Raw genomic sequence first — 17,731 nt, forward strand, 5'->3', positions numbered from 1 at the left:
GAAATTTAACTGTTTCATATTCAAACACGTCTTTTAAAAATTTAAAGCTATGCAATCACTTTTAAAATTTTCACTCACTTTTTTAGTTTTATCTATGTTGGTTTTTTCTTGCCAAGATGAAGAAGTCATTATTGAAAACCCTCCTGCCGAAAATATTTTGGAATCGGAATCCAATCTGGTGGTTTTAATGAATATGGCCGTAACCAATGATGGTTCTGTTGATAATCTTCTAGATAATTCCAGTTGTACTGAGGTTGTATTGCCTGTCACAGTTACCGTGAACCAAACCACCATTACAATTGGCTCTTTAGATGATTTGTGGATGGTTGAAGAACTATTCACGCCAACGAGTGATGAAGTGGAGTTTACTTTCCCGATTACTGTGCTAATGGGAGACTATTCCGAAATTATCATTGAAAGCCAAGAGCAATTGGACGCCCTTATTTCTGAATGTTTTGAAGAGCCTGAAGTCATTGAATGTGTTGATTTTCAATATCCCATTTCTTTCTCCATTTATAATACCGATTTTCAAATAGTTGATACGATTGAAATTAATAGTGATGAAGCTCTTTATGCATTTTTGGAAAGCTTGGAAGGCTCTGAGAATGATGTAGTTTTAGCAAGTTTAAACTTTCCTGTGACTTTGGTTTATGCTAATGGTAATACTATGGAAGTTAATAGCAATCAAGCTTTGGAAGAAGCTATTAACAGTGCTGAAGAGGATTGTGATTATGTTAATTGTAATGAGGAGCAAGTGGATGCCTATTTAACCGAATGTCACTGGAATGTGATATCTGTAGCAGGAGACGCTGTAACTTTTGCAAATTATATGATCTATTTTGATGAGAACGGTACAGCCTATATGGTTGATGGAGATACAACGGTGAGTTTTGGTGACTTTAATTGGGGTACCTCAGCTACTGACGCTGGTGCAGGAGTCGTATTAGATATCTCGGAAATTGGCTGGGGTGCCGAGGTTATGAATGGATCTTGGTTGATAGAAACATGTAATACAAGCGAGTTTATTATGACTCAAGAGTCGGTTGCTGGAACCATAGAGTTTATTATCTCCCAAGACTGCACAGAAATAGAAAATCCCTTCAATTGTTTTGATGACATGACTATCACGGCCTGTGATTACGATGGGGATGGAGTGGCTCTTTTCGATTTGGAAACCCAAGTTTTAGGAAACATTATTTGCGATGTAGATTTCACTCCTTCGTTTTATATGACTATACCTGATGCAGAAATGGCAGTAAATCAAATTCCTGCAGCAAGTAATTTTTCAAATCAAATGAATCCACAAACCGTCTACTTAAGAATAGAAAATAATAGTGGTAATTTTCAAGTTTTTGAAATTCATTTAGAAGCTGTTGAATGTGCCGCTGAATGTTCAGAATTAGATGTTGATGGTTATTTACAGAGTTGTACTTGGAATATAGTGAACTATAATGGCAGTGATGATTTGGTGGTTTATGAACTTACATTTAATGGAGATGGAACTTTTAATATCATAGGAAATGGTCTAGATACAACGGCTATTTGGTCAACATCCCAAACACCAACTGCTGGTGTGGTGGTCACTTTTAATAATGTTGCGGGACCAAATATTCAAGCTATTACGGGTAATTGGGCTGTAGTGGTTTGTGAGGAAAATAGCTTAATGTTGGAAGCTCTTAATAGTGAGGGTACTATGGTTCTTGAGAGTACTTGTGATGATTGTGCTAATCCAGGGATTCTAACTAATGATTTGATTCTTTACATGCCGTTTTCCAATGAGGCTAAGGATTTGATAAGTGGCAATGTGGCTGAAAACATTAGTAATGAGTTTGTAATGGATAGAGATGGCAATCCTACCTGTGCTGTTGCTTTTACAGGTGAAGATTCCTTTAGTATTCCTGTAACTGATGGAAACGCATTGGTTCAGGGTGATAATTTTTCGGTGAGCTTATGGTTTAAAATGCAAAATGATGATGCTGGGAATTTGGAGACCCTATTTCAAAAAGGAGAAGTTTTTTCAGAAGGTTTTCAATTGGCAGTTTATGATATTAATACACCTTTAGTCAGTGATACAACAAATGGTTATGGTTTGTGGGATAATGACTGGAATCAAGAGGTTGATTTTCCGTGGAATAATACTGATTGGCACCATTTAGTGGTAACTAGGGATTCAAATAACACCATTAGATTGTACCGTGACGGAATTCTAAGAAATATAGATGAAAACTCAAACTTTAATATAGACTCCGACCCTTTAAGTAGTTATTTGTTGGGGAGTTGGTTTACAGGCCACTTAGATGATTTAAGGGTTTATAACCGTACCTTAAGTGACAATGAAGTTTGGGATCTATATAACCTGGACGGCGATTGCTACACCTGCTTATGATTCGCATAATTGGTTTAAAAGAAGAAGCTACTCCTTGGGGTAGCTTTTTTATTAAAATGAAACTTTATAAATACACTACAAATCCTTAAATTTGCACTTCTTAAAATTTCAAGTAACATATGTTTAATAGTTTAAGTGAGAAGTTAGATAAGGCGTTACACGTATTAAAAGGACACGGGAGTATTACCGAAGTCAATGTAGCGGAAACCTTAAAAGAGGTTAGAAGAGCGTTGCTGGATGCCGATGTTAACTTTAAAATTGCCAAAGAATTTACCAATAGGGTTAAGGAGAAGGCATTAGGTCAAGATGTTTTGACAACTCTCCAGCCGGGTCAATTAATGGTGAAAATTGTAAAAGATGAATTGACCCAATTGATGGGTGGTGATGCCGAAGGAATCAATTTATCTGGGAATCCATCTGTTATTTTGATGTCTGGTTTACAAGGGTCTGGTAAAACGACTTTCTCTGGTAAATTGGCAAACTATTTAAAAAATAAGAAGACCAAAAAACCTTTATTGGTTGCCTGTGACGTGTATCGTCCAGCTGCGATTGATCAGTTACATGTGGTTGGTGGCCAAATAAATGTTGAGGTTTTTAGTGATAAAGGAAATCAAGATCCTGTTGCCATTGCACAAGCAGGTATTGCCCACGCTAAGGCAAATGGACACAATGTGGTTATTATAGATACCGCTGGTCGTTTGGCTGTTGATGAGGCCATGATGACCGAAATCTCAAACATCCATAAGGCGATTCAGCCACAGGAAACTTTATTTGTGGTTGATTCCATGACTGGTCAGGATGCAGTGAACACGGCAAAGGCCTTTAACGATGTCTTGAATTTTGATGGTGTTATTTTAACCAAGTTGGATGGTGATACCAGGGGTGGAGCCGCCATTTCAATTAAGTCTGTTGTAGATAAACCAATCAAGTTTATTGGAACAGGCGAGAAGATGGATGCGATTGATGTGTTCTATCCTTCGCGTATGGCAGACCGTATTTTGGGGATGGGAGATGTTGTGTCTTTAGTGGAAAGAGCACAGGAACAATATGACGAAGAAGAAGCGCGTAAGCTTCAGAAGAAAATTGCCAAAAACCAATTTGGATTTGATGACTTTTTAAGTCAGATACAGCAAATCAAGAAAATGGGAAGCATGAAGGATTTGATTGGCATGATCCCAGGTGCTGGTAAAATGATGAAAGATATTGATATTGATGATGATGCCTTCAAGCATATCGAAGCAATAATCCATTCCATGACTCCAGAAGAACGATCAACACCTTCTGTTTTGAATGCTACTAGAAAAAAACGTGTAGCAAAGGGTTCTGGGACATCGGTTCAAGAAGTGAATCAGTTATTGAAGCAATTCAATCAGATGAGCAAAATGATGAAGATGATGCAAGGAGGCCGCGGCAAACAAATGATGCAAATGATGAAAAATATGAGGTAATCCCTCATATTTTTTATTTATAAATACAACTCAACAAACAGGATATGACAATTTTAGACGGTAAGAAAACAAGTAGCGATATCAAGGCTGAGATCGCAGAACAAGTAGATAGAATGAAAGCTAGAGGAGAAAAAGTTCCTCACCTGGCTGCAATTTTGGTTGGAAATGATGGCGCTAGTTTAACGTATGTGGGTAGCAAAGTTAAAGCTTGTGAGTTGGTAGGATTCGAATCTACACTTGTGAAAATGCCTAGTACAACCAGTGAGATTGAGTTGTTGGAAAAAATTCAAGAATTGAATGCCAATCCAGAAATAGATGGATACATTGTTCAATTGCCTTTGCCAAAACAAATCGATACCCAAAAAGTGCTTTTGGCTGTAGATCCAGATAAGGATGTCGATGGATTCCACCCAATGAATTTTGGAAGGATGGCTTTGGATATGAGTACTTTCATTCCAGCTACGCCATTTGGAATTTTAGAGCTTATGGAGCGCTACGGAGTAGAGACCCAAGGTAAGCATACGGTGGTTATTGGTCGTAGTCATATCGTTGGTCGCCCTATGAGTATTCTTATGGGAAGAAAAGGATTTCCAGGAAATTCTACTGTAACCTTAACGCATAGTCATACCAAAAACATTTCCCAAATAACGTCTCAAGCTGATATCATCATTACTGCACTTGGGGTTCCAGGTTTCCTTAAAGCCGAAATGGTAAAGGATGACGTAGTCATTATCGATGTTGGAATCACTAGAGTTGCTGATGAGTCCACGGCAAAAGGTTATCGCATCACTGGTGACGTAGATTTTGAAAACGTAAGTAAAAAGGCAAGCTTCATTACCCCTGTTCCTGGTGGTGTAGGACCGATGACCATTGCGATGCTGATGAAAAATACGTTATTGGCTAGGGAAAGACATCTAAAAAGCAAAAAATAGAATTTTCTCTACGCTGGTTTGTCCCTGCGATATTTAAGCATAGAAACTCCAGATAGGAAAAATATAAATCCTAAGATTGTTAATGCCCAAGGGCTTAAGGATATGAGGTTGTTTCCAAAAATACCAAGTACTCCTAAGACGAGTCCTATCATACCTCCAACGGTTAGGATGATTGCTAATATACGTATCATAAATTGATGATGGTTTTAAAGTAATCTATAAGGGATTACGTGTTAATATAACATCAAGATAGGATACTATTTCCTGATTAAAAGGGTAGTTATAAAAGTTTTAACAACTGAAGTGCTATCTCCTGGAGCGTCTGGGTCTTGTTTTTTCTGTGAAATGTTTCTTAGATTCCCCAAGTAATTTATTGAGGTCATTTAGTTCTTGATCCGTTAGCTTACGGTATTTGCCAATGGGTACATCCAAAGGAATATTCATAATACGTACCCTCTTTAAGGTCTGAACTTCGTAATCCAAATATTCACACATTCTTCTAATTTGGCGATTCAATCCCTGAGTCAAGATAATTTTAAAAGTAAAGGAGTCTATCTTCTCAACCTGGCATTTTTTTGTAACCGTATCAAGAATAGGAACGCCTTGAGACATTCGTTCAATAAATGTTTGGGAAATGGGTTTGTCAACTGTGACTATGTATTCTTTTTCGTGATTGTTTGAGGCCCGAAGAATTTTATTGACAATATCTCCATCATCAGTCAATAAGATAAGACCTTCACTGGGTTTGTCCAGTCTTCCAATAGGGAAAATACGTTTGTGATAATTGATAAAGTCAATGATATTGTCTTTTTCAACTCGGGTATCTGTCGTACAAACAATGCCCACAGGTTTATTGAAAGCCAAATAGGTGAAATCGTTCTTTTTGTTGGAAATTAGCTCTCCGTCAACAAAAACTTGATCACCGGGAGATACTTTGGTTCCCATTTCTGGGACTTGTCCATTTATGGTAATGCGGCCCTGTTCAATTAATTTATCAGCTTCCCTTCTGGAGCAATATCCAGCTTCGCTCAAGTATTTATTTATTCTTACTTGGTTGTCTTCCATGGCTGCAAAGATAGTCTAACTTTCTATAAAGTGATATATGTGGTTTGAGACACTTTCATCATAAAGCGAATGACCAAATCCTTCGGTTGTTATCAAGGTACTGTTTTTAAAATTGGAATTTATTAAAACGGCATCTTCGTAAGGTATTATAGGATCTGTTTTGTCATGGATAATTAAACCTTCTGAAAGAATAGTTTTAAGGTGCTTTACAGAAGAGAAATCATCCACCTCAATACCATATTTATCTTTGATTCTTTTCTTAATGGCTTTAATGGTTTTTTTGTTATACCCCATCATTAGAAAATACCGGCTAATGATATCTGAAAATTCAGATGGGGCTCCCAAAAGCACTACTTTTTTTACAGAAGGGGGTTGGTATTTGTGTAAATAATAAACAGAAGCCATCCCTCCAACAGAGTGTCCTACAATGATTTCCGGATGGAATCTTTTTGTAGCTTCGTTGATAAATTCGGCATACAATAAGGCATTAAATCTTCTGCTTCCCGACCGTCCGTGGGCAGGAGCGTCTAGTGCTATGACCGTATGACCTTTTGCTTGAAGTTCTGGTATAATAGCTCGCCATCTAGCAGAATTACTTTCCCATCCGTGTACTAATAGAACCGTTTTTTTATTTCCTAACCAACGGTAGGTCATAATTGTAGTTCCTTGATGGTTTAATTCTTCATGGAAGGCCGTATCTAAAAAGTCAGATTGTTCCTCGTTGATTTTTCCCTTTAATGGCTTTGTAAAAAGGAACAGGGCCATCCTACCAGCTAATTTTGATGAAAAAAGGCTGACCGAATTTATTTTAAATCCAATAAGTTTTTGAATAATCATTTTTACTTCTCTTCTCTATGCACTGCATCCATGGAAAAGGCAGGCAAACAAATGGCAACATATTCACAAGGTTCAGCAAATGGATTGGAATATTGGATTCGGGTATTTTTTTGAATTTTAATGGATTGGCCTGCACTTAAAACCACAGTTTCTCCTTCAATAATAAATTGTTTTTTACCTCTAAGGACCAACGTGTATTCATCAAATTCTGGGGTTTGAAATGGTTCACTCCATCCAGAAGGAGCAATCATATGAGCGATACTTATTTCCGAATTACCATCAGTGGCGTTTCCAAAATGTTCTTTAATGATTTTTCCGTCAGTTGTTGGGACTACGAATGGTTCAGTTTGTATGATGAATTTTTTCATTTTTTTTCCAGAGGTTTACGTTTAATCATCCCGCCTTTCAGATCCTTAACCAAGGACATTATGATAAAGGCTTTGCTGTCTATTTTGTCAATCTCAGTGTGCAGTTTTGCTAATTCCAAGCGGGTAACAACAGTATAGATTATGTCCTTATCATAGCTTTTTCCCTCACTTCCATATCCGCCCTTTCCTGCATAAATAGTGCAAGCCCGTCTTAGCTTTTCAATAAGCATGTCTCTAATAGCTTCATGCTCTTTAGATATAATGGTTACTCCCACATATTCCTCAACGCCATCTACAACAAAATCTACTGTTTTTGCTGCTGCCAAATAGGTTAAAATGGCATAGAGTGCAATTTCAATAGAGAGCATATAAGCTCCAAAGGAGAATATAACAATATTTATAAGTAACAGAACATCACCAACCGTTAAAGAGAGCTTTCTGCTCAAAAAGATAGCTAAGACCTCAGTTCCGTCAATTACAGCTCCACCTCTTATGGACATTCCAATACCCAATCCAAGGAAAAAACCACCGAAAACAGCAATAAGTAATTTGTCTTCAGTAATGGTTGGGTAATTGAAATAATGAACAACAAATCCTAAGAAGGCAATGGCGGCCATACTTTTAATAGCGAATTTGATATTAAAGGTTTTAGCCCCCAAAATTAAAAAAGGAAGGTTAACAAGAATGAGTAAAAAACTTAGATCTATTGTTGTAATGTTCTCTAATAAAAGCGAAATACCTGTAGCTCCGCCGTCAATAAATCCGTTGGGGAGTAAAAAACCTTTCAAACCAAAACCAGCAGAAAACACCCCAATAATAATATAAAGTGATTCCTTAGTAGCATGTGAGACTTCCACCTTTAGCGATCTAATGGCAGGTACAAGTTGCCGTTTAGTTATGGGTGCCGAAGGAGCTTTTGCTTTAAGCTTTTTTCGGGCGATATCTGCTAGTATTTTAGAGAAAAAAGGGTTCATTGGTTTACCAACCTATCATGAAGTACTTGATTTTTGCTTGATCAGGTATTTGGATGGCTTCAATTTTAGCATTTTGGTCAAATTGAAGTTCTCCAGGCAATTCTGATTTTTCGATAGTAAAGAAACCATCAAATTCGTTAACAAAAACCACAACATTCCTCCAAGTGGTTTCAATTTTTGATATTTTATAGTTTTTTTCCAAATCGCCAAAAGTGCTATTTACATTGATCCCTTTTGGAGTTTTGAATCTTGGGTCGATTACCTTTACTGTTGAAATAGTAGAGGTAGAGTCATTTTTAGATTTAGCGGTTAGCTCAAGTAATGACTTGCCTTCCTTATCAAATATTTCGATGCCTTTGTTCGGGTTCATCATGGCATCTCTACCAGTTAGAATTACAACCGAATCATTCGAAAATAAAGATTTGATGTCTTTCACTTGAGTAGAATCTGTAAGTAAACCAATATGTCCTTTGTCAATTTCAAAAGGATCTTGGGTTCTTTTACATCCGATGGTTAATAAAGCTAAAGCAGTTATAATAAAGGGGTATTTTTTCATAAAATTGAATTGTTGTTATATAGATATATTATTTAATCATTTTTCCTAAAATTCCTAATACACTTCTTATTACTGTTGGACTGGTAAGTACTTTGACAATCGGATTTTGCCTGTTGTTTGATGAATAGGATTTTCTCGTTTTCGCCTTTTCAAATTTTTCCTTTTCTTCTTTGGCTTTTCTTTTAGTCTCTTCTAGTTCAGCTTTTTCAATCTTCTCCAGCAACATTTCATAAGCACTTTCGCGATCTATGGTCTCATTATATTTGGATACCAGTTTAGATTCACTTAAGAGTGTGTTTAATTCTTTTTCAGTAAGGATGTCCATTCTGCTCATTGGAGCTCTCATCATGGTGGCAGCCAATGGTGTTGGGCGACCTTTTTCATCCAGTGCAGAAACCAAGGCTTCTCCAGTTCCTAGTGAGGTGAGAACGCCAACAGTATCATAATATTCTGAGTCTGGATAATTTTGAGCAGTTAGTTTGATAGCTTTTCTGTCTTTAGCGGTAAAAGCTCTTAAGGCATGTTGTACCTTCAATCCTAGTTGACTTAAAACGGCTTCTGGAACATCGGTTGGATTTTGGGTGACAAAATATAAACCAACTCCTTTACTTCTAATTAGTTTGACTATACTTTCTATTTGATCAAGTAAGGCATCTGATGCTTCATTGAAAATCAAATGGGCTTCATCTATAAAGATGACCAACTCAGGTCTTCCTGAGTCACCTTGTTCTGGAAAGGTCGAATAAATTTCTGCCAAAAGGCTCAACATAAATGTTGAGAAAAGTTTAGGCCTGTCTTGGATATCTGTTAATCTAATGATATTGATGTAGCCTTGACCCTGGTCATTTATTCTCAAAAGATCTTGCGTGTCAAAAGATTTTTCCCCAAAAAATAGATCGCCGCCCTGTTGTTCAATTTCAATAATCTTTCTTAAAATCGCACCAGTAGAAGCAGTTGAAATTCTACCGTAGGATTCTTGGAATTCATCCTTTCCTTCATTAGTGGCATATTGAAGGATTTTTTTAAAGTCTTTTAAATCCAGTAAAGGCAGCTTGTTGTCATCACAATATTTGAAAATAACCGATATGATTCCAGCTTGAGTTTCAGTAACACCAAGGATCCTTGATATAAGAACAGGGCCAAATTCGCTAATGGTAGCTCTCAATCTTACGCCACCTTGTTCGGAAAGTGACATAACTTCAACAGGAAATGCTTTTGGCGTGAAATCCAAACCTATTTGCTCATGTCGTTCATCGATTTTTGGATGTCCTGGACTTGGTTTGGCTAAACCACTTAAATCACCCTTGATGTCCATTAAAAGCACAGGTATGCCTTTGTCGCTCAAATTTTCTGCTAGAACCTGAAGGGATTTTGTTTTTCCGGTTCCCGTGGCTCCGGCAATAAGGCCATGACGATTCATGGTTTTTAAAGGGATGTTGACAAACGCATTTTTAATGGTTTCTCCATCTAACATGGCCGAACCAACGGTGATAAAATCTCCTTTGCAGGCGTTACCCTCTTGAATAAAATTTAAAAAACGTTCTTGTCTTTCCATCCTTGAAAATTTTTATAAAAGTAGTACAATTTTAATCAAGTTTAAAATGGGTGATAATGGGTTATTATCATTTAAAACCTGTAAAATATTTCTAATATATCTAGTGGCTAATGGGTTATTGGTTATCTTTGCGCCGATGAAAAAAGAGATGCAAGCATTGGTAGAAAGAGGTGAAATGTTACCTCTTATGGAAGAATTTTATACCATTCAGGGAGAAGGATTTTACAAGGGTACAGCGGCTTATTTTATAAGAGTTGGAGGTTGTGATGTGGGATGCCATTGGTGTGATGTCAAAGAAAGTTGGAATGCAGAATTGCATCCACCTACAGAAATTACAACAATAGTGGAGAATGCTTCAAAGTACAGTGATACAATTGTAATTACAGGAGGTGAACCATTAACTTGGGATATGGGCCCAATCACAAAACAATTAAAAAATAAAGGACTAAGGATTCATGTTGAAACTTCTGGGGCATATCCTCTGACAGGTGAGTGGGATTGGATATGCTTGTCGCCTAAAAAAATGAAGCTTCCTACCAAAGAAGTTTATGAGAAAGCTCATGAGTTAAAAGTGATCGTTTATAACAAAGATGATTTGCGGTTTGCCGAAGAGCAGGCAGCTCAGGTTTCCGAAAATTGTATTTTGTACTTACAACCAGAATGGAGTAAGCGCGATAAGGTGATTCCATTGATAGTTGATTATGTTATGAATAACCCCAAATGGAAAGTGTCACTTCAAACACATAAATATTTAAATATTCCGTAATAAAAAGAAAGCCTTGAGTAATCAAGGCTTTTCTATTTTTAATCTTCTACTTGTTCAGGTTTTGGTTGCTCTTTTACCGGTACAATAACTCTTAAATTTCCCCATCCCACGTACATGCTTCCATCGTCTGCAAATGCAATGGAAAAAGGTTCAAGGTAATCTTCAGATGAGCTCACTGGAGCAGTACATCTTAAGACGTCGTTTTCTTCATTGTAGCTATAAGCACCCCATACATCTATATCTTTATTAATAATAAAGACCCATTCTTTCTCTCCAGGAATGGAAAATAAAGAGTAAGTTCCTTTTTTTATGGCTTTTCCGCCAAAAAAAGCGTCTTTGTAGAAAGTGATTTCTGTAGCCTCATTGGCTCCTGTTCTCCATACTTTTTCTAAAGGAGTTAGAGATTCTACCGTTCTTCCTCTTAGTTGAGGTCTACTATAAATAACTTTTACCAGTTTGTTTGGTTCATTGTGGCTTGAAGGGTATGCAGCAGCATCCATGGGGCTTACATCCAAATCTTTAAAATCTTGGGCGCTGGTTCCCACAGAAAAAAGTGAAAAGCAAAGAATAAATAGAGAGGTTTTTAATAGGTGTTTTTTCATGTTACAATTTTTTAAAGACTTAAAGATAAAATCATATATCCAATTAAACGAATTTTTTGAAGAAATGATATGAAAAGTTAACTATAAGTTCTTAAAAGAGGTTTGATTCTTATAAAATGATATTGTTTTAGTTCTTTTTATTCTTAATTGAAATCAAAAAGTGTTTTCTTGTTTTTAAAATGAAACTATAACCGCATATTTGCTTCGTTATTAATACTAAGTTTTAAAAATATGTGTGGAATAGTATGTGCGTTTGATTTAAAGCAGAAGTCTGAGGTTTTAAGATCTCAAGTATTGGAGATGTCTAAAAAAATTCGTCATCGTGGTCCAGATTGGAGTGGAATCTTTGATAATGATAAGGCTATTATGGCTCATGAGCGGTTAGCGATTGTAGATCCAGCTTCAGGAAAACAGCCTCTTTTTTCTCATGATAAAAGTTTGGTTTTAGCGGCTAATGGAGAGATATATAACCACAGAGAGTTAAGAAAACAGTTTGAAGGAGATTATGAGTTTCAGACGGAGAGTGATTGTGAAGTGATTTTGGCTTTATATAAAGAAAAGGGCGTTGACTTTATTGATGAAATGAATGGCATTTTTGGATTTGCTATTTATGATGTGGAGAAGGATGAATATTTCGTTGCCCGAGACCATATGGGAATAATACCATTATATATAGGGTGGGATGAAAATGGAACTTTTTATGTCGCTTCAGAATTAAAAGCGCTGGAAACCTATTGCACAAAAATTGAGTTGTTTCCTCCGGGACACTATTTGCATAGTAAGGATGGAGAGATGGTTCAATGGTATATAAGGGATTGGGTGGATTTTGATGCCGTTAAGGAAAATGAAACCAGTATTGAAAAAATAAAGCAAGCTCTTGAAGCGGCGGTACACAGACAATTGATGAGTGATGTGCCTTACGGGGTGTTGCTAAGTGGCGGATTGGATTCTTCGGTTACTTCGGCTATTGCTAAAAAGTTTTCCCAGAAAAGAATCGAAAGTGGAGACGTGGCTGATGCTTGGTGGCCGCAATTGCATTCCTTTTCTGTAGGCTTGGAAGGATCTCCAGATTTGGCAGCCGCTAGAAAGGTTGCTGACCATATTGGGACCATACATCATGAAATAAAATTCACAATACAGGAAGGCTTAGATGCTATTAGAGATGTAATTTACAATCTTGAAACATATGATATTACTACGGTGCGAGCCAGTACTCCGATGTATCTTATGGCCCGAGTGATTAAATCTATGGGAATCAAAATGGTGTTGTCTGGAGAAGGAGCTGATGAATTGTTCGGTGGATATCTTTATTTCCATAAGGCGCCAAATGCCAAAGAGTTCCATGAAGAAACTGTTAGGAAACTGAGTAAATTGCATATGTATGATTGTCTCAGGGCTAATAAAAGTTTAGCGGCTTGGGGTATTGAAGGAAGGGTTCCATTTTTAGATAAGGAATTTATGGATGTAGCTATGAGCATTAATCCTCAAGACAAAATGATTAATGGCGAACGTATGGAGAAATGGGTCATTAGAAAAGCATTTGAAAGTTATTTGCCCGAGAGTGTTGCTTGGAGACAAAAAGAGCAATTTAGTGATGGTGTAGGATACAGTTGGATTGATACCTTGAAGCAGGTTGTTAATGAGGCTGTGTCAGATGAGCAATTGGCGAATGCCAAATATAAATTTCCAATTCAAACACCTACATCCAAAGAAGAATTTTATTATCGTTCCATCTTTGCTGATCATTTCCCAAGTGATGCTGCAGCTATGTGTGTGCCTCAAGAGCCAAGTGTAGCCTGTAGTACCAAAATTGCTTTAGAGTGGGACGAAGCCTTTAAAAATATGAATGAGCCATCTGGTAGGGCTGTGTCAAAAGTGCACGCCGATGCCTATTAAAAGTTGTTTTTTGTTGTTTTAATTCCTTTCTTTATTTTTCAGAATCCCGCTTATGCGGGATTTTGTTATTTTATCAAGTTTGCTGGAAATGTTAAAAGTGGGTAAAATTCAATTTAAGGTACTTTTTAGCGGTTTTAAGAGGTTTTCTGGAAATCAACAATTGTTGATAATTTAATGGTAAAGTATCTCAAATGCTTTTAAAAGGGGCTTTTAATTCGTATATTTGAAAGTCTGAACCTAGATGCACGGAGTGCATTTTTTTATGGTTAAAGAACAAGTTTTTTTCTGGTTCAGATCATTGAATTAAAACAGCTAAATAACTAAAATATATTTTATGAGCGAAGAAGCTAAAAAGCAGTATTCCGCCGATAGTATTCAGGCATTAGAAGGGATGGAGCACGTAAGAATGCGTCCTTCCATGTATATTGGTGATGTTGGTGTGAGAGGGCTTCACCATTTGGTTTATGAGGTGGTGGACAACTCCATTGACGAAGCTTTGGCAGGTCATTGTGATCGAATAAAAGTGACCATTAATGAGGATAATTCCATTACTGTAGAGGATAATGGTCGTGGTATTCCTGTTGATCTTCATAAAAAGGAAGGAATATCTGCTCTTGAAGTAGTTATGACCAAAATTGGAGCTGGGGGTAAATTTGATAAAGATTCCTACAAGGTATCTGGAGGTTTACATGGTGTTGGTGTGAGTTGTGTGAATGCGCTATCAGAACATTTAAGAGCAACAGTTTATAGAGATGGTCAAATTTGGGAACAAGAATATGAACGTGGAAAATCACTTTATCCAGTAAAACCGATTGGAGAAACTGAGGAAAGAGGAACTATTGTAAGTTTTAAACCAGATCCACAAATCTTCCAACAAACGTTAGAATACAGTTATGATACTTTAGCTAGTAGAATGCGTGAATTGGCTTATTTGAATAAGGGAATCACCATTGTATTGACAGATAGAAGAGCGACTGATAAGGATGGTGAATTTGAAGGTGAAATATTTTATTCTGAAGAGGGGTTGACAGAGTTTGTGAAGTATTTAGACGGAACAAGAGAGCCCATCATGAAGGATGTAATTGCTTTTGAAGGAGAGAAAAATGGTATTCCTGTTGAGGTAGCCATGGTGTATAATACGTCCTATGCTGAAAATTTACACTCCTATGTAAATAATATTAATACTCATGAAGGAGGGACTCACTTATCCGGTTTCCGTAGAGGTTTAACGCATACCCTAAAGAAATATGCTGATGAATCTGGAATGTTAGATAAACTGAAGTTTGAAATTTCAGGAGACGACTTTAGAGAAGGATTAACGGCAATCGTATCGGTTAAAGTTGCGGAACCTCAGTTTGAGGGACAAACCAAAACCAAATTAGGTAACCGAGAAGTTTCGGCATCCGTAAGTCAAGCGGTATCTGAAATGCTAACCGATTATTTGGAAGAGCATCCAGATGATGCTAAAATTATTGTTCAAAAAGTAATCTTGGCGGCCCAAGCGCGTCATGCGGCCCAAAAGGCCCGTGAAATGGTTCAGCGTAAAACGGTGATGAGCATTGGAGGCCTACCAGGAAAATTAAGTGATTGCTCCGAGCAAGATCCTGCAAAATGTGAGGTGTTCCTTGTAGAGGGTGATTCGGCAGGTGGAACTGCAAAACAAGGGCGTGATAGAAACTTTCAAGCAATCTTACCGCTACGTGGTAAAATTTTGAATGTGGAGAAGGCGATGCAGCATAAGGTGTTTGAAAATGAAGAGATTAAAAATATTTTTACTGCTTTAGGGGTGACCATTGGAACCGAAGAAGATAGTAAAGCTTTAAATCTTACCAAATTACGTTATCACAAAATCGTTATTATGTGTGATGCGGATATTGATGGTAGCCACATCGCTACTTTAATCTTAACGTTCTTTTTTAGGTATATGAAAGAATTGATTGAAAACGGACACGTCTATATCGCAACGCCTCCTTTGTATTTGGTTAAAAAAGGGAATAAAAAACGTTACGCTTGGAATGATAAGGAGCGTGATGGTATTGCAGAAGAGTTTGGAGGAAGTGTAAGCGTTCAACGTTACAAAGGTCTTGGAGAGATGAATGCTGAGCAGTTATGGGATACAACCATGAATCCTGAATTTAGAACGCTTCGTCAAGTAAATATTGATAACGGTAGTGAGGCAGATCGCATTTTTTCTATGTTAATGGGTGATGATGTCCCACCTCGTAGAGAATTCATTGAGAAGAATGCCATCTACGCGAATATTGATGTATAGACTATCTTTATTCTTTATATTTATTTCCTCGACTGTGTTTGCGCAAATTGAGGATTTAGTTGGAGTGACACAGGATTTGGTATTTCTATCAGAGCAATATGTGACTCCAGCTGCAGAGGCTGCAGTGTACCAATCTTCAGGAGGTTGGTACACCTCGGCTAAAGCAAAGGACTTATGGGATTTTGAGTTTTCTCTTCAAGGAAACATGTTGTTTGTCAAATCTAAGTATGATTCTTTTTTAATTGACGAATCCAAACTTTACAATTTAACCATTCAAGGCGACGAAACCACAGCTTATTCTCCAACTGCACTTGGAGGAGATGATTTTGTGCCCTTGGAAGGACATATAGGAGATTACACCTTTGAATTTGACTCTCCTGAAGGATTGAACGAATCCAATGTGAAACATGCCCAATTACAGGTGGCAATGGGACTTTGGAAGGGAACTACAGTGATTGTTAGGTATTCTCCAGAAATCAAGATTAAAAAGACCGATTATCAAATTTTAGGTTTTGGATTGCAGCATAATCTGAATCAATGGTTTCAAAAAAGTAATGCGCAGCCTACTTTTAATTTAGCTGCCTTAGTTTCTTATTCAAACTATTCCGTAAGTAATACATTTTCTGCCGTAAGTACTCCTTTGGGTTCTTTAAATACCATTTCTGTAGACGGAAAATCCTGGGCTTTTAATCTTCTAGCTTCAAAAGAGTTTAGCAATTGGACTATTTCATCGGCTTTGGGTTTGACATCAAGTAGTTTTGAATATATTATGGGCGGAGAAGGAGAAGGTTTACTAGAGACTCTTAATAGTGCTTTGGAAAATCTGGCTGACAGTAAATCAATGTTCAAGGCCGATTTAGGTGTAGACTATCGATTCCATGATTTTTCATTTAACTCAATGATCACTTTCGGTAAATTCACCAACTTAATAGTTGGTATCAATTATAATTTATAAGGCGAAATTATAACTTTCCTTTTTTCATACACCCTTTGAATTTTGAGTTCTAAAAACTTCAATCGTTTGAAGTTAAAAAAGTTTGTGTTTGAGTTTATATTTCCTTAAATCTGGAATCCATATTGCTCGAAAAGTTTTAAATTTGTGGGAATTATTTACAAATCTTAAAAAATTAAATACATGAAAGTTACAGTAGTTGGAGCAGGAGCAGTAGGGGCTAGTTGTGCCGAATATATTGCGATTAAAAATTTTGCTTCAGAAGTTGTTTTATTGGATATCAAAGAAGGATATGCTGAAGGTAAAGCAATGGATTTAATGCAAACAGCCTCTTTGAATGGTTTTGATACAAAAATTACGGGTGTAACAAACGATTACACCAAGACTGCAGGTAGTGATATCTGTGTTATTACTTCTGGTATTCCCCGTAAACCTGGAATGACTAGAGAAGAATTGATTGGAATCAATGCCGGAATTGTTCAAAGTGTAACTTCAAACCTAATTGAGCAATCTCCAGATACCATTTTGATTGTAGTAAGTAATCCTATGGATACTATGACGTATTTGGCTCACAAAACTTCAGGTTTGCCAAAACACAGAATTATAGGAATGGGTGGAGCTTTAGATTCAGCTAGATTTAAATACAGATTAGCAGAAGCTTTAGGAGCTCCTATTAGTGATGTTGACGGAATGGTAATTGGTGGTCACAGTGATGTGGGTATGGTTCCATTAACACGTTTAGCTACTAGAAATTCTGTGCCTGTTACCGAATTTATTTCAGAAGAAAGATTAGACCAAGTGAAAGAAGATACCAAAGTTGGTGGGGCTACTCTAACCAAACTTTTAGGAACTTCTGCGTGGTATGCTCCGGGAGCAGCTGTAAGTGCTTTGGTACAAGCTATTGCCTGTGACCAAAAGAAAATTTTCCCTTGTTCTACCTTGTTAGAAGGTGAATATGGATTAAATGATCTTTGTATCGGGGTTCCGGTTGTTCTTGGTAGAAAAGGAATTGAAAAAGTAGTTGAAATTGAATTGTCTGAAGAAGAAAAGCAACAGATGTTTACCAGTGCCGAAGGTGTGAGTAAAACAAATGGTTTATTAGATGTTTAATTGGTCTGAATT

The 17,731-nt window shown here is 37.0% G+C and carries 16 protein-coding genes; 8 read left to right on the plus strand and 8 right to left on the minus strand.

Going from position 1 to position 17,731, the window contains the following annotated elements; translation table 11 throughout:
* Positions 1-49: 49 nt before the first annotated feature.
* The 3 genes from GZ212_RS13515 (at position 50) to GZ212_RS13525 (ending at position 4,766) form a co-directional block, all read left to right on the plus strand.
* Complete coding sequence (locus GZ212_RS13515; RefSeq protein WP_166961272.1) at positions 50-2,386, plus strand: LamG domain-containing protein; 2,337 nt, start codon at positions 50-52, stop codon at positions 2,384-2,386.
* A 119-nt stretch (positions 2,387-2,505) separates the two neighbouring features.
* A complete protein-coding gene (gene ffh / locus GZ212_RS13520; RefSeq protein WP_053970157.1) occupies positions 2,506-3,834 on the plus strand; it encodes a signal recognition particle protein in 1,329 nt (442 codons plus the stop codon).
* A gap of 44 nt (positions 3,835-3,878) precedes the next feature.
* On the plus strand, positions 3,879-4,766 hold the full coding sequence (locus tag GZ212_RS13525; RefSeq protein ID WP_053970156.1) for a bifunctional 5,10-methylenetetrahydrofolate dehydrogenase/5,10-methenyltetrahydrofolate cyclohydrolase: 888 nt from the start codon (positions 3,879-3,881) through the stop codon (positions 4,764-4,766).
* Between the two features lie 8 nt (positions 4,767-4,774).
* On the opposite strand, the gene GZ212_RS13530 is transcribed toward GZ212_RS13525, so the two are convergent.
* From GZ212_RS13530 to GZ212_RS13560, 7 genes are all read right to left on the minus strand, one after another.
* The gene (locus GZ212_RS13530; protein ID WP_082316494.1) at positions 4,775-4,957 is read right to left on the minus strand and encodes a hypothetical protein; all 183 of its coding nucleotides are present in this window, start codon (positions 4,955-4,957) and stop codon (positions 4,775-4,777) included.
* Between the two features lie 115 nt (positions 4,958-5,072).
* Complete coding sequence (gene rluF / locus GZ212_RS13535; RefSeq protein ID WP_166961274.1) at positions 5,073-5,831, minus strand: 23S rRNA pseudouridine(2604) synthase RluF; 759 nt, start codon at positions 5,829-5,831, stop codon at positions 5,073-5,075.
* A 15-nt stretch (positions 5,832-5,846) separates the two neighbouring features.
* On the minus strand, positions 5,847-6,596 hold the full coding sequence (locus GZ212_RS13540; protein ID WP_240923816.1) for an alpha/beta fold hydrolase: 750 nt from the start codon (positions 6,594-6,596) through the stop codon (positions 5,847-5,849).
* A 74-nt stretch (positions 6,597-6,670) separates the two neighbouring features.
* Positions 6,671-7,036, minus strand: coding sequence for a cupin domain-containing protein (locus GZ212_RS13545; RefSeq protein WP_166961278.1), 366 nt, complete (start codon positions 7,034-7,036; stop codon positions 6,671-6,673).
* Positions 7,033-8,010, minus strand: a complete 978-nt coding sequence (locus GZ212_RS13550; protein WP_166961281.1) for a YitT family protein — start codon at positions 8,008-8,010, stop codon at positions 7,033-7,035. Before GZ212_RS13550 ends, GZ212_RS13545 begins: the two co-directional genes overlap by 4 nt.
* A gap of 4 nt (positions 8,011-8,014) precedes the next feature.
* On the minus strand, positions 8,015-8,566 hold the full coding sequence (locus GZ212_RS13555; protein WP_053970151.1) for a hypothetical protein: 552 nt from the start codon (positions 8,564-8,566) through the stop codon (positions 8,015-8,017).
* A gap of 28 nt (positions 8,567-8,594) precedes the next feature.
* A complete protein-coding gene (locus GZ212_RS13560; RefSeq protein WP_166961284.1) occupies positions 8,595-10,121 on the minus strand; it encodes a helicase HerA-like domain-containing protein in 1,527 nt (508 codons plus the stop codon).
* Between the two features lie 136 nt (positions 10,122-10,257).
* Here GZ212_RS13560 and GZ212_RS13565 point away from each other — a divergent pair, with 136 nt between their 5' ends.
* Entirely contained in the window at positions 10,258-10,887 is a 630-nt protein-coding gene (locus GZ212_RS13565) for a 7-carboxy-7-deazaguanine synthase QueE (RefSeq protein ID WP_166961287.1), read from the plus strand.
* 38 nt (positions 10,888-10,925) lie between these two features.
* Here the strand turns inward: GZ212_RS13565 and GZ212_RS13570 are convergent, their stop codons facing one another.
* Positions 10,926-11,489 carry a DUF2911 domain-containing protein gene (locus GZ212_RS13570; RefSeq protein ID WP_166961290.1) on the minus strand — a complete coding sequence of 188 codons (564 nt, stop codon included), beginning with the start codon at positions 11,487-11,489 and terminating at the stop codon, positions 10,926-10,928.
* A 231-nt stretch (positions 11,490-11,720) separates the two neighbouring features.
* Between GZ212_RS13570 and asnB the strand changes: the two genes are divergently transcribed.
* The 4 genes from asnB (at position 11,721) to mdh (ending at position 17,719) form a co-directional block, all read left to right on the plus strand.
* Positions 11,721-13,385 carry an asparagine synthase B gene (gene asnB, locus GZ212_RS13575; RefSeq protein ID WP_166961293.1) on the plus strand — a complete coding sequence of 555 codons (1,665 nt, stop codon included), beginning with the start codon at positions 11,721-11,723 and terminating at the stop codon, positions 13,383-13,385.
* A 334-nt stretch (positions 13,386-13,719) separates the two neighbouring features.
* The gene (gyrB, locus tag GZ212_RS13580) at positions 13,720-15,657 is read left to right on the plus strand and encodes a DNA topoisomerase (ATP-hydrolyzing) subunit B (RefSeq protein WP_053970147.1); all 1,938 of its coding nucleotides are present in this window, start codon (positions 13,720-13,722) and stop codon (positions 15,655-15,657) included.
* Positions 15,650-16,612: a DUF6588 family protein gene (locus GZ212_RS13585; RefSeq protein WP_166961296.1), complete on the plus strand. Its 963-nt coding sequence runs from the start codon at positions 15,650-15,652 to the stop codon at positions 16,610-16,612. Before gyrB ends, GZ212_RS13585 begins: the two co-directional genes overlap by 8 nt.
* A gap of 180 nt (positions 16,613-16,792) precedes the next feature.
* The gene (gene mdh / locus GZ212_RS13590) at positions 16,793-17,719 is read left to right on the plus strand and encodes a malate dehydrogenase (protein ID WP_053970145.1); all 927 of its coding nucleotides are present in this window, start codon (positions 16,793-16,795) and stop codon (positions 17,717-17,719) included.
* Positions 17,720-17,731: the final 12 nt, after the last annotated feature.

The sequence above is a fragment of the Mangrovimonas sp. CR14 genome, from assembly GCF_011764015.1.
Lineage (GTDB): Bacteria > Bacteroidota > Bacteroidia > Flavobacteriales > Flavobacteriaceae > Mangrovimonas > Mangrovimonas futianensis.

Coding starts and splice junctions, on each gene's coding strand:
- mdh (WP_053970145.1), top strand. CDS start 16,793: ATGAAAGTTACAGTAGTTGGAGCAGGAGCAGTAGGGGCTAGTTGTGCC.
- GZ212_RS13585 (WP_166961296.1), top strand. CDS start 15,650: ATGTATAGACTATCTTTATTCTTTATATTTATTTCCTCGACTGTGTTT.
- gyrB (WP_053970147.1), top strand. CDS start 13,720: ATGAGCGAAGAAGCTAAAAAGCAGTATTCCGCCGATAGTATTCAGGCA.
- GZ212_RS13525 (WP_053970156.1), top strand. CDS start 3,879: ATGACAATTTTAGACGGTAAGAAAACAAGTAGCGATATCAAGGCTGAG.
- GZ212_RS13555 (WP_053970151.1), bottom strand. CDS start 8,566: ATGAAAAAATACCCCTTTATTATAACTGCTTTAGCTTTATTAACCATC.
- GZ212_RS13530 (WP_082316494.1), bottom strand. CDS start 4,957: ATGATACGTATATTAGCAATCATCCTAACCGTTGGAGGTATGATAGGA.
- GZ212_RS13560 (WP_166961284.1), bottom strand. CDS start 10,121: ATGGAAAGACAAGAACGTTTTTTAAATTTTATTCAAGAGGGTAACGCC.
- GZ212_RS13570 (WP_166961290.1), bottom strand. CDS start 11,489: ATGAAAAAACACCTATTAAAAACCTCTCTATTTATTCTTTGCTTTTCA.
- asnB (WP_166961293.1), top strand. CDS start 11,721: ATGTGTGGAATAGTATGTGCGTTTGATTTAAAGCAGAAGTCTGAGGTT.
- GZ212_RS13545 (WP_166961278.1), bottom strand. CDS start 7,036: ATGAAAAAATTCATCATACAAACTGAACCATTCGTAGTCCCAACAACT.
- ffh (WP_053970157.1), top strand. CDS start 2,506: ATGTTTAATAGTTTAAGTGAGAAGTTAGATAAGGCGTTACACGTATTA.
- rluF (WP_166961274.1), bottom strand. CDS start 5,831: ATGGAAGACAACCAAGTAAGAATAAATAAATACTTGAGCGAAGCTGGA.
- GZ212_RS13565 (WP_166961287.1), top strand. CDS start 10,258: ATGAAAAAAGAGATGCAAGCATTGGTAGAAAGAGGTGAAATGTTACCT.
- GZ212_RS13540 (WP_240923816.1), bottom strand. CDS start 6,596: ATGGCCCTGTTCCTTTTTACAAAGCCATTAAAGGGAAAAATCAACGAG.
- GZ212_RS13550 (WP_166961281.1), bottom strand. CDS start 8,010: ATGAACCCTTTTTTCTCTAAAATACTAGCAGATATCGCCCGAAAAAAG.
- GZ212_RS13515 (WP_166961272.1), top strand. CDS start 50: ATGCAATCACTTTTAAAATTTTCACTCACTTTTTTAGTTTTATCTATG.